We start from the raw sequence: 11,404 nt of genomic DNA, 5'->3' as shown, positions 1-11,404 counted from the left end.
GTGTCGTTCATCGTGCGGCAAACCTACGTGAGCGGCGCTCGGGCCACTCCTCGTGTCCGGCGGTTCACAAGGCGTGGATGGTGATCTGGCATCCTCGACCCGAACAGGCATTTCGCACCCGCCCTGTTTTTCATATGGTGTAAGTCCCCGGCGGCGGAGGTGGTTGTGCGCGACCCCTTGGCAGAACCTTCGGACCTGATCCGCAGCGTGTCCCGAGCGCTGCGGGTGCTGGAGTCGGTCGGTCGCGCCCCGAAGGGCCTGACCGTCAAGCAGATCGCCCGTCGGTGCGAGCTGACCGTGGCCACCACCTACCACCTGGTCCGCACTCTCGCCTACGAGGGCTACGTGATCCGTCGGGAGGACGGCACGTACATCGTGGGGTTGGAGATCGCCGACCGCTACCGGGAGCTGGTGACCGCCTTCCGGGGCCCGCCAGCGGTCGGTGAGACACTGCGCCGGGCCGCCGCCGACACCGGCTACAGCCACTACCTGGGCCGCTTCGTCGGCGGCCAGGTGGCCATCACGGCGGTCGCCGAGGGGCACCGGTCGCCCTACCTGGAGGATCTGGTCCCGGGCTTCGACGAGGGAGCCCACGCCACCGCCCTCGGCAAGTCCCTCCTCGCCACCCTCACCGCCGACCAGCGCTTCCGCTACCTGCGGGAGTACGGCATGCGCCCCTTCACCACCGCCACGCTGACCAGCACCGAAACGTTCGAGGCCGACCTGGCCGCCGGCGACCGGCGCGGGATGCAGCTGGAGCTGGGCCAGTTCCGCCAGGGGGTGGCCTGCGCGGCGGTGCTGGTCACGCCGGACAAGGACATGGAACGTCGGGTCGTGCTGGCCTGCGCGCTGCCGGCCAGTGAGATGATGACCTCCGCCCGGGTGGTCCGCGCCAAGCTGCTCACGGTGGCCCGCGCCGTGGCCGACGGCATCGCCGCCGACCACTGACCGCACGACGCCGACAGGCCCCCTCCCGGGCTGGGAGAGGGCCTGTCGGGGCGGTCCAGCGCCGGACCGCCGGAGCAACGTCAGCTGCCCACCGGGCCGCCGTCCAGGCGCCAGGTGACCACCACGCCCGGCTTGGCGTAGTCGCCGTCCGGCCAGTTGGAGGCCGGGTTCTCCACCGAGGCCCCGGTGATCTCGCCCGGGTGCTGCACGGCGACGAAGACCGAGCGGTTGTCGCCGGTGATGAACGGGCCGCACGTCTCCGCGCCGAGCGGGACGGTCAGGAACTGCTTGAGGTGACCCCGCTCGGGCCCCTCCACCGCCGTGGCGAAGAGGCCGTCGTTGCTGCCCAGCGCGTTGCCGTCCGTGGAGATCCACAGGTTGCCGGTGGCGTCGAAGGCGACGTTGTCCGGGCAGGAGATCGGGGAGACCTTGGTCTTGTCGTACCCGGCGAAGAAGGTCGACGCGTCGGTCGGGTCGCCGCAGACGATCGGCAGCGACCAGGCGAAGGTCTCGGACGTGTTGTCGCCGCGGTCCTCGACCAGCTCCAGGATCTGCCCGTGCTTGTTGGCGTTCCGCGGGTTGGCCTCGTCGGCTGCGGCCCTGCCGGCCTTGCCCCGGTCGGTGTTGTTGGTCAGCGCCACGTACACCTTGCCGGTGAGCAGGCTCGGCTCGACGTCCTCCGGGCGGTCCATCTTGGTCGCGCCGACCTTGTCACCGGCGAGCCGGGTGAAGGTGAGCACGTCCGCGGCGGTCATCCCGTCGACGAACGAACGGTTGCCGCTGACCAGCTTGATCCAGCGGCCCCGGCCGTTGAACGCGCCGTCGGCGGGCAGCTTGCCCGAGCCGTCGATCTCGGCGGCGCTGGTCTGGTCCAGCTTCGCCACGTACAGGGTGCCGGACTCCAACAGCGTCAGGTTGTGCTTGCGGGCAGCCCAGGAGTTGCCCTTCATGAACGTGTTGTCCGAGACGAACTTGTAGAGGTAGTCGAACCGCTCGTCGTCGCCCATGTACGCGACGACGTGGCCGTCCCTGGCGACGATCACGTTGGCGCCCTCGTGCTTGAACCGGCCCATCGCGGTGTGCTTGCGCGGGCGGCTCTCCGGGTCGAACGGGTCGATCTCGACGATCCAGCCGAACCGGTGCGCCTCGTTGGGGTGCTTGGCCAGGTCGAAGCGCTCGTCGGCGCGCTCCCACTTACGGCTGCCGCTGGGGTAGCGGGACGCGGTGCTGATGCCGTAGCGGTCCAGCTTCGGCTTCAGCTCCGCCGGGGCGGCGTCGGCGCCGACGAAGTACTGGTTGAAGTTCTCCTCGCCGGAGAGAACGGTGCCCCACGGGGTCACGCCACCGGCGCAGTTGTTCAGCGTGCCGACGACCGTACGACCCCTGGGGTCGGCGGCGGTCTTCAGCCAGGCCGAGCCGGCGGCCGGGCCGGTCAGGTCGAACTTGGTGCCGAGCGCGGTGACCCGGCGGTTGTACGGCCGACGGCCGTTGTCGACCGGCTTCCACTGCCCGGTGCCGGCGACCCGCTCGATCTCCACCACGGACATGCCGTGCGCGGCCATCGCGGTGCGCAGCTGCTCCACCGAGAGACCGTCCAGGCCGGGGAAGCCCGGGAACATGAGGTCCTCGTTGGTGTACTCGTGGTTGACCACGAGCAGCGCCCGGTTGCCCCGCTTGTCCAGCGGCAGCACGCCCACGAAGTCGTTGTTGTAGCCGAACTGCCTGGACTGCGCCGCGGCGGTCTGCTCGTGCACGTTGAACTCGGGCGCGCCCGGCACCACCGGGTCACCCCACTTGATGACCACGGCGTGGTCGTACCCGTTCGGCACGACCAGCGTGTCCAACTTGTTGGGTGGGATCGGCTTGAAGGTCAGGGCGCCGTTGCCGACACCGGTGCTGGGGCGCCCGAAGCCGAAGCCCTCCGGTACGTCCGGCGTGGCGGGGGCGGCCATGGCCGGTGCGGCGCCCGCGAGCGCGCCGGCCGCCGCACCACCGAAACCGAGGACCAGCGCGCCGACCGCGCCGGCCCGCACCACGCCGCGCCGCGAGACCTCCGCGTTCACCACGTCTCCGAAGTACGCGTTGTCGGACGTGTTCGGCACCGGGTGGTCGCAGGCGTTGCCGCAGCGGTAGAGACAGGTCATGGCGTCACGGCCGCCGTGGCGGGTGGCGCCCAGCAGCGGGAGCAGCCGGGGACGGTCGCTCATGGAGAAGCCTCCTGGAAAAGGTCGGTGGCACGCGGGATCAGTCGATGGCCGGGCGTACCTGCCGGACGCTAGGAGGACGCGGTGAGCGGTCGTCGGCCGCGATGTGAACCAGGCGTGAACACCTCTGCGGGTGCCGGCCGCCGCGCAACCGGTCTGACCTCGGGCTGAACCGATCGGCGTGACCGCACGTATTCACGATCGGACGCACCGCCGGACGCGCGCCGGAAGCGAGGAGACCGCCATCAGCGACCATGACGCCCAACTGCTCCGCGCGCTGCACGACGAGCACGCGGAGGCGCTGTACGCACACGCCCTGCGGCTGGTCAACGGTGATCGGCAGCGGGCCGAGGACCTGGTGCAGGAGACGCTGCTGCGGGCCTGGCGGCACCCGGAGTCGCTCGACCCGCGACGCGGTTCGGTGCGGGCCTGGCTCTTCACCACCGCCCGCAACCTCGCCATCGACGCCTGGCGGCGCCGGTCCACCCGGGTCGGCGAGGTGTTCACCGACGAGATGCCCGAACCACCCGAGGTGGTCGACGAGGCCGAGCGCGCGGTGGAGGCGTGGACCGTCGCCGAGGCGTTGAACCGGCTCAGCCCGACACACCGTGAGGTGCTCGTCGAGTGCTTCTACCAGGGGCGGTCGGTGGCCGAGGCGGCGTCCCGGCTGGGCGTGCCACCGGGCACCGTGAAGTCCCGCACCCACTACGCACTGCGGTCACTACGGTTGGTCCTGGCTGAGATGGGAGTGACGGGATGACCCGGTGCGAGTTCGCGCACGACGACGGCGCGTACGTGCTGGGCGCACTGGCTCCCGCCGAGCGGGCGGCCTACGAGCGGCACCTCGCCGGCTGCGCCTCCTGCCGGGACGCGGTCGCCGAGATCGCCGTCCTGCCGGGGCTGCTCGGTCGCCTCGACCCGGCGGGGCTGGAGCAGTTCCTGCCGCCGCCGGCCCCACCCCGGGCGCCCGCGCTGCTCGAGGAGGCCAGGGCCCGTCGCCGTCGCGAGCGCTGGGCAACCCGCCGGCGGTACGGGCTGACCGGGCTGGTCGCCGCCGCGCTGGCGCTGGTGGTCGGCGCGGGCGCCGCCACGGTGCTGCGGGGCACGCCCGGCGTCCCGGGCACCCCCGGGCCGCAGGTGTCGATGGTCGCCATGCGACCGGTGGCCAGCGCCGGGCCGGTGCACGCCGAGATCGGGCTGACCGGCACCGACTGGGGCACCGAGGTGACCATGCGCTGCGGGTACGACCCGCGGACCGGCTACGGCAAGGCGTACACCTTCCGACTGGTGGCGCGCGGCCCGAACGGCGCAACCGAGCAGATCGGCTCCTGGCTGGCCGCGCCGGGTGACGCACTCCAGTTCACCGGCGCCACCCGGTTCACCGACGCCGAACTGGTCAGCGTCGAGCTCCAACGCGCCGACGGCACCCCGGTCCTCACCTACGCCGTTCCCTGACCGGAGCCCCCGAGTGGGTGTTACGCGGTGGGTACGGGGGTCTGGGACGCGGCGGTTCGGTTGTTGGCGCGGGTGCGGCGCGACTGGCGGACGGCGTCGGCGGTGAAGACGACGAGTGCGAGCCAGACCAGCGCGAAGCCGGCGAGGCGGGCCGGTGGCATCGGCTCGTGGAAGATCAGCACGCCGCAACCGAGCTGGAGGATCGGCGCCAGGTACTGGACCATGCCGAGGCTGGACAGCGGCAGCCGGTTCGCCGCCCCGGCGAAGAGCAGCAGCGGGATCGCGGTGGCCGCGCCGGCCAGCACCAGCAGCGCGGTGTGCCCGGCCGAGACGTGCCCGAAGGTCGACTCGGCGCGCCGGGTCAACCAGGCCAGGTAGCCGAGGGCGGGCAACGCCAGGACCGCCGACTCGACGAAGAGCCCCTCCGCGGCCGGCAGCCCGAGCCGCTTCTTGACCAGGCCGTAGCCGGCGAAGCTGAAGGCCAGGGTCAGCGCGAGCCAGGGCAGCCGCCCGTAGTCCAGGGTGAGCACCACGACCGCGGACGCGCCGATGCCCAGCGCCAGCCACTGCGCCCGGCGCAGACGCTCCCGCAGCACCGTCACGCCGAGCAGCACCACCACGAGCGGGTTGATGAAGTAGCCGAGCGCCGTCTCCACCACCCGGTCGGAGTTGACCCCGTAGATGTAGGTGCCCCAGTTGACCGCGATGAGCGCGGAGGCGGCGACGATCCCCGCCAGCGCCCAGGGCCGGCGCAGCAGCGCCCGCAGGAAGCCGACGTTGCGCAGCGCGGCCAGCAGCAGGGCCACGAAGACCACCGACCAGACGATCCGGTGGGCGAGGATCTCCAGGGGGCCGGCCGGTCGCAGCAGCCTGAGGTAGAGCGGGAAGAAGCCCCAGAGCAGGTACGCGCCGAGGCCGTAGAGGTATCCCAGGCGGAGTGGCGTCACGCCTCCACCGTAAGGGGTGAACCGCCGCTTTGTTCCTTTCCGGTGATCGGGGTCACCGGGGGCCGCCGATCGAGCTGCATCCACCGCTCCGGAACGTCCAGCGGCGTGAAGCCGGCCCGCGCGTACACCTCGTGCGCGTCGTTGGTGCAGAGCAGGATCCGGCGTACGCCCAGCTCGGTCAGGTGGTCGCGGACGGAGGCGGCCAGCCAGCCGCCCAAACCGTGACCCCGGCCGGGGCGGTCCACGTACACGTCGCAGAGCCAGGCGAAGGTGGCGCCGTCGGTGACCACCCGGGCCACCGCCACCTGGCGGCCGTCCCCGGGCCGGTAGACGCCGAACGGCAGCGAGCCGGCGAACGCCCGCACGACCGTCTCCCGGTCCCGGCCCAGTGCCCAGTACGCGTCGGTGGACAGCCACCGGTGCACCCGGTCCAGATCGAGCCGGGCGGGGTCGGTGCTGATCACATGGCCGTCCGTGCGCGTCAGTGAGAACACCCCGCGACGCTAGCCGCCGGGGTCGGCCCCCGCGCCGGCCAATTCCCGAAATCTGGTCACCGATCCCGGACCCCGGGCGACCGCCGTGGCCGCCGCCCGGGAACCGGATGGGCCGTCGGTCAGTCCCGGTCGAGGATCGCGCCGAGGACCCAGGTCACGATGCTGACGAAGAGCGCGCCCAGCACGGCGGCCGGCCAGAAGCCGTCCACGTCGAACGGCAGCCCCGCCTGGTCGGCGATCCAGCTCGTGAGCAGGAACAGCAGCCCGTTCACCACCAGCGCGATGAGACCCAGGGTCAGCAGGTAGAAGCCGCAGCCGACGGTCTTGATGATCGGCTGGAGCACCGCGTTGACCACACCGAAGATCGCCGCCACCAGGATCAGCGTGGTGACGGTCTCGGTGGCGGAGGACGACTCCAGAGTGATGCCCGGAATGAGGAGTGTGGCCAGCCAGAAGGCCAGCGCCGTGGTGGCCAGCCGAATCAGCAGCCCCTTCAGAAAACCCATGGCGGGGATCGTGCCACGGACCGGTCGGTGACGTAACCCGCCATGCCGCCGACAACCAGCTCAGCCTCGCGCGGGCCGTCCGATCAGCTGTGACTCGATCGGGGTGGGGGAGAGCAGCGCCCACCGCAGCGCGCGCCGGTTGACCACGGCCACCATGTCGTCCCGGATCCGCGTCAACCACTCGGCCGAGCCGCCCAGCCCCAGCGCCGTGCCGGCCAGCGCGGCCTCGGTGGCGTCCAGTGGTTGCAGGACTGCCAGGTCGGCCCTGCTCAGGGCGTCCACGTCCGCTGGGGTCAGCTCGTCCCGCACCACGAGGGTCGCCCGCCAGGGTGGACCCGGCTCGGCCTCGCCCGGCACCGGCCCGGCGTCGACCACCAGCAGCAGCGGTCGCAGCGCCGTGCCCACGCCGTCGGCGACCGCTCGACCCGGCGGGATCAGCGGGATCGTCCCGCCCGGCGCGCCCACGCCCCGGACGAACGGCTCCCAGGCACGCGGCCGGCCGGTCTGCACCACGACCAGGGCGCCCAGCGCCATCGCGCGCAGCGCCACCAACTGGGCGGCACGCACACCGCCGACCAGCAGCACCCGGGTGCTCTCCGGCCGGAACAGCCGGACGGTGACCGCACCGCCGTGCCGGTTCCTGCCGACCATCATCCCCGCCTCTCCCAGGGGCAGCTCCCAGGTGGCGAGCGCCGGCCGCGCCTGCGCTCCGGGCGTGGCGAGCGCCAGCGGCAGCGTGCCGGCCAGCCCGGCCAGGTGCGCGCCGTCGAGTCGGCGCAGCTCCCCGCCCAGGCCGGTCACCAGCCGGTCCAGAGCCTCGGCGGCCGCGGCGAGCTCCGCCGCCGTGCCCGCCGCCAGGCGTACGGTCAGCGCGGTCGGCACCTCGGTCGCTCCGGTGACCGGCGGTGGGCCCGCGCAGAGTGACACCGTCGTCGCGGTCGCCGGCAGGGCCAGCAGCCGGGGCACCAGCCGGTGTGCGCCCACCCCGGCGGCGTCCGGCCAGTGGATCAGCCGGAAGGTGGCCTGGACCAGGGCGCCGGACCGGAGCGCCGGCCAGGACTCCCGCAGCGGCTGGCCCTCGTGGTGCGCCAGCTCGCCGAGGACGCGCAGCGCCGCCGGTACGCCGAGCGGCCGGGCGGTCAGCGGCCCGAGCCGGCGGACGACCCGGCGCAGCGTGCCGGCGAGCACCCGCCGCAGGTCCTCCTCCGACCAGCCGTCCACCCGCAGCACCCGGACCGCCAGCACCGCCCGCTCCCGACCGGCGAGACGCCCGTCGGTGAGTTGCCGGTACGAGGTGCCGACCGTGCCGCCGGCCGCCGGCACCGGCGCCGGTGATCCGGTGAGCAGCAGTTGGATCCGCAGTGGCGGTACGTCCGGCCCGGCCGCGGGCAGCAGCGCGGACGGCGCGGGGATCGCCCGGGGCGCGTCACCGAGCAGGTCGCCGGGATCACCGAGCTCGAGCAGCGCGACCAGGCCGGCGGTGTCCTCCAGCATCGCGGCCGGCCCGCCGGACAGCTCCGTCGAGCGGACCACGGTGCCCGGCGCGACCAGGTCGAGCAGCTCGGCCGGCCCGGCGGGCCCGGCGAGCGCCCGGCGGCGGGCCAGGTGCCCGACGGCGGTGCCCAGCCACTCGAAGAGCCACCGGCCCCGGACGCGGATCCCGGCCGTCGCCACCAGCAGCACCGCCACCAGCGAAGCCGCGACGGTGACCGGCGCTCCCCGGCCCACGGCGGCGAGGACGAGCGCCACCGCGACCTGCGCGGTGACCAGCTGACCGGCGCGTACCCCAGTGCCGGCGCGCCGGCCGAGGGAGGCCCAGCGGGTGACCGGCGGCGGGCGGTCGCGAGCCCTCCGGTCGGAGAGGGCCGGACCGGTGTCGGCGGGCTCCGGCGTGCTCACCGGCGGGACCATGTCCGGCCCGGCGCCGACAGCCGCGGACTGCGGCCCTCCGGTGGCTGTCGCCGGCACCGCGCCTCCCCGACCATCGTGGACCGCACCGGGCGGCCGGCCGCTTCGTCACGCCCCGCGACGTGGCTGCGGCATATCGTAAGCGACCGATGTCTCCCGTGGTTGTCCACAGGGGAGACGCGGGGGGTAGCAGAACCGCTACCGGACGGCTACCGTCAGCCACGAAAGTTCCTCGCCGGCCCGTGTGCACGTGCTCGACGCCGGGCCACGCGAGCGGCGCGCCCCCAGGGTGGGCGCGTCGACGGCCAGTCACGATCGAGGAGACGAGGTGACGTCCGGGTGTCCCAGACCCAGGCAGAAGCCGCGGTGATGCAGCAGACCGCCGCGAAGTTCGAGCAGGTGGACCAGTCGTTGCAGTCCATGCTGACCGGCCTGCTGGCCGAGCTGGAGGTGTTGCAGCAGGCCTGGCGCGGTGCCGGCGGGCGGTCGTTCGAGCAGGTCAAGCAGCAGTGGTCACAGGACCAGGCGGCCCTGCACCGAGCGCTGCGGGAGACCGCCGGTGCGATCCGCACCGCCGGCCGGCAGTACGACGTCTCGGACGACGAGGCGGCCAGCCGGGTGGCCGGCACCAACCGCGGCGGCATCCAGCTGCCGCTCTGATCCCGTTCGGGAGGGAGATCCGATGGACCACGGTGTGCTGGTCGTCAACTTCGCCGCGCTTCAGCAGGCCGGCGGGGACATCCAGAAGGCGCTGAACACTCTCGACTCGCAGCTCGGCCAGCTCGAACGCGACGCCGCACCGCTGGTGGCCAGTTGGACGGGCGAGGCCCGGCAGGCGTACGAGCAGCGCCAGGCGCGGTGGCGGTCCGCCTCACAGGACCTCCAGGCGATGCTGCGCGACATCAGGCTGGCGGTGGCCGACTCCGCCTCCGACTATCTGGACACCGAGAAGAAGAACACCGGGCTGTTCCAGTGATCCGGGCGGGCCGGGAGCGGTGACGTGTCCGGGGCGGCGCGCCGGCGGCGTCTGGCCGGGGAGCGAAGCGGTGGGGCGCCGGGGTCAGGCCGGGTCGGCCGGGCGCCAGCGTCGACGGGCGCCTCGGGGCAGCACCAGGGCGAGCAGCACCACGGCACCCGCCGCCATGCCGATCACCGCACCGACCAGCAGGGCTCGGTCCCGGGCAGTCGCCCGACGAGCCTGGCGGGCGACCAGCGCCGGGTCGGCCCGGTCGTCGGCGAGCGCGGCGACCGCTCGGGGGCCGGGTGTCCGGCCGCCACCGGTCTCGGTGACCGCCCGGTACGGGTTCAGCACCCCGCTGCCGTACCCGCCGCCGTGGCCCGCGCCCGGCGCCGGATCGGCGGTGGCGATGATCCGCTCCGCCACCTGGGCCGCGGTCAGCTCCGGTCGGTACTGGCGCAGCAGCGCGGCGGTGGCCGCCACGAACGGCGCCGCGTAGCTGGTGCCCTCGACCCGGTGGTGGCCCTGGCCGGGCGCGGCGGTCAGCACCGCGCTGCCCGGTGCGACCAGGTCGACGTAGGGTCCGGTCTGCGAGAAGGCGGCCCGTCCGCCGTCCGCCCCGACAGCCCCCACCCCGAGCACCCCGTCGTACGCGGCGGGGAACGGGCGCGGGTTGCCGCTGTCGTGCAGGTTGCCGGCGGCGGCCACCAGCACCACGTTCCGGTCGACGGCGTACCGCACGGCGGAGCGCACCTGCGGGTCGTCGGCGTACAGCACCACGGAGAGGTTCACCACGTCGGCGTCGTGGTCCACGGCCCAGCGGATGGCCCGGGCGAACTCGCGGGCGCTGACCGTACGCCCCGACTCCCGTCCCTGCACCACCTGCTGCTCACTCACCCGCACCGGCAGGATCCGGGCATCCGGCGCCAGGCCGTGGAACGCGACGCCGGGTCGGGGCGCTGCGGCGATGATGCTCGCCACGCCGGTGCCGTGCCCGGCGCAGTCCCGGCGACCGTCCCCGCCGGGGTCGAGCAGGTCGGTGCCGGCGAGCACCCGCCCGGCCAGTTGGGGGTGCGCCCGGTCGACGCCGGAGTCGACCACGGCCACCGTCACCCCGGCGCCGGTGGCGAGTGGCGCGAGCCGCGCGGGGTCGTACCGCTGCTGCGGCCAGGGCAGGGCGGCGACCGGCCGGACGGGGGCGAGGGGGGTCGTGCAGGCCGGTGCCGCACCGGACGTGGCGACGGCCGCGACGGCCGGAGTGGCCGCGCCGGCCAGCAGGGTGACCGTCAGACCTGCCAGGACCGGGCACGCAATCGACCGGGACATCGACGGCCTCCGTATCGTGTCGGCTCCGGGACGGGATGTTATCGCCTCGCCGACACCCTGGCCGACCGCCGCCGGCCAGCCATTGTGATCTTGATACCACCTTGTAGGTTGTACGCGATACCTGTGGCCTGTTCTCGGAAGGAGAGGTGGCCGTGACCGAATGGGAGCCGGCCACGGAGGCCGAGGTGGCGATGCGGGACGCGCTGCGCGCCAACGACCAGGAGCTGTACTTCCGGCTCCTGTCCCGCACCGATCTGCTGTTGCCGGTCTCCGCGCCAGCGGTGCCCGGTCAGGCACCCCCCGGCTGGGGCACCTGGACCACCGGCGGCCGGACCCACGTGCTGGCCTTCACCTCCGCCGCCGCGCTGCGCACCTGCCTCGGCGAGCACGCCGGCAGCAACCGGCGCGTCCCGTTCACCGACCTCGCGGTCGGCTGGCCCAACCAGGAGTGGTGGCTCGCGGTCAACCCGGGGTTGCCCGTCGAGGGTTACCTGCCGGCCTGGTTCGTCTCCCAGCTCTCCCGCGGCGACGTCCGGCTGCCCGGCCGCGCGATGGGCGCCCGCGCCCGGCTGGAGCGGGCGGAGACCCTGGCCCGCAGCAGGACCGGCGCCACCAGCCGCGACGCCCCGTCCGCCGCCGGGCCCGCGCCGTCCGCGGC

12 protein-coding genes are annotated in these 11,404 nt (G+C 73.9%); 6 read left to right on the top strand and 6 right to left on the bottom strand.

What is annotated here, in order from left to right; genetic code table 11:
* The first annotated feature begins 165 nt into the window (after positions 1-165).
* The gene (locus DKT68_RS10840) at positions 166-948 is read left to right on the top strand and encodes an IclR family transcriptional regulator (RefSeq protein WP_109817283.1); all 783 of its coding nucleotides are present in this window, start codon (positions 166-168) and stop codon (positions 946-948) included.
* Positions 949-1,028: 80 nt separating this feature from the next.
* Here DKT68_RS10840 and DKT68_RS10835 read toward each other — a convergent pair whose 3' ends face one another.
* The gene (locus tag DKT68_RS10835; RefSeq protein ID WP_109817282.1) at positions 1,029-3,155 is read right to left on the bottom strand and encodes a PhoX family protein; all 2,127 of its coding nucleotides are present in this window, start codon (positions 3,153-3,155) and stop codon (positions 1,029-1,031) included.
* 241 nt (positions 3,156-3,396) lie between these two features.
* On the opposite strand from DKT68_RS10835, the gene DKT68_RS10830 reads away from it, so the two are divergent.
* Entirely contained in the window at positions 3,397-3,912 is a 516-nt protein-coding gene (locus DKT68_RS10830; RefSeq protein WP_109817284.1) for a sigma-70 family RNA polymerase sigma factor, read from the top strand.
* Positions 3,909-4,607 (top strand): anti-sigma factor family protein, encoded by a 699-nt coding sequence (locus DKT68_RS10825; RefSeq protein WP_109817281.1) that lies wholly within the window; start codon positions 3,909-3,911, stop codon positions 4,605-4,607. The genes DKT68_RS10830 and DKT68_RS10825 overlap by 4 nt, the downstream gene beginning before the upstream one ends.
* A gap of 20 nt (positions 4,608-4,627) precedes the next feature.
* On the opposite strand, the gene rarD is transcribed toward DKT68_RS10825, so the two are convergent.
* The 4 genes from rarD to eccE form a co-directional block, all read right to left on the bottom strand.
* Positions 4,628-5,554 (bottom strand): EamA family transporter RarD, encoded by a 927-nt coding sequence (rarD, locus tag DKT68_RS10820; protein ID WP_109817280.1) that lies wholly within the window; start codon positions 5,552-5,554, stop codon positions 4,628-4,630.
* A complete protein-coding gene (locus tag DKT68_RS10815) occupies positions 5,551-6,048 on the bottom strand; it encodes a GNAT family N-acetyltransferase (RefSeq protein ID WP_109817279.1) in 498 nt (165 codons plus the stop codon). Before DKT68_RS10815 ends, rarD begins: the two co-directional genes overlap by 4 nt.
* Positions 6,049-6,167: 119 nt before the next feature.
* Complete coding sequence (locus DKT68_RS10810; RefSeq protein ID WP_109817278.1) at positions 6,168-6,554, bottom strand: phage holin family protein; 387 nt, start codon at positions 6,552-6,554, stop codon at positions 6,168-6,170.
* Between the two features lie 60 nt (positions 6,555-6,614).
* Entirely contained in the window at positions 6,615-8,522 is a 1,908-nt protein-coding gene (eccE, locus tag DKT68_RS10805; protein ID WP_407940727.1) for a type VII secretion protein EccE, read from the bottom strand.
* Between the two features lie 279 nt (positions 8,523-8,801).
* Between eccE and DKT68_RS10800 the strand changes: the two genes are divergently transcribed.
* Both DKT68_RS10800 and DKT68_RS10795 read left to right on the top strand, forming a co-directional pair.
* Entirely contained in the window at positions 8,802-9,122 is a 321-nt protein-coding gene (locus tag DKT68_RS10800; protein ID WP_088986744.1) for a WXG100 family type VII secretion target, read from the top strand.
* 22 nt (positions 9,123-9,144) lie between these two features.
* On the top strand, positions 9,145-9,438 hold the full coding sequence (locus tag DKT68_RS10795; RefSeq protein ID WP_109817276.1) for a WXG100 family type VII secretion target: 294 nt from the start codon (positions 9,145-9,147) through the stop codon (positions 9,436-9,438).
* 84 nt (positions 9,439-9,522) lie between these two features.
* Here DKT68_RS10795 and mycP read toward each other — a convergent pair whose 3' ends face one another.
* On the bottom strand, positions 9,523-10,746 hold the full coding sequence (gene mycP, locus DKT68_RS10790; protein ID WP_109817275.1) for a type VII secretion-associated serine protease mycosin: 1,224 nt from the start codon (positions 10,744-10,746) through the stop codon (positions 9,523-9,525).
* A gap of 152 nt (positions 10,747-10,898) precedes the next feature.
* On the opposite strand from mycP, the gene DKT68_RS10785 reads away from it, so the two are divergent.
* Positions 10,899-11,404, top strand: a 506-nt coding sequence (locus DKT68_RS10785; protein WP_146218336.1) for an SseB family protein, incomplete at its 3' end; no start/stop codon positions are given.

This window comes from Micromonospora acroterricola (assembly GCF_003172955.1).
Classification (GTDB): Bacteria; Actinomycetota; Actinomycetes; order Mycobacteriales; family Micromonosporaceae; genus Micromonospora; species Micromonospora acroterricola.
This window is presented reverse-complemented; position numbering and strand designations above follow the sequence as displayed.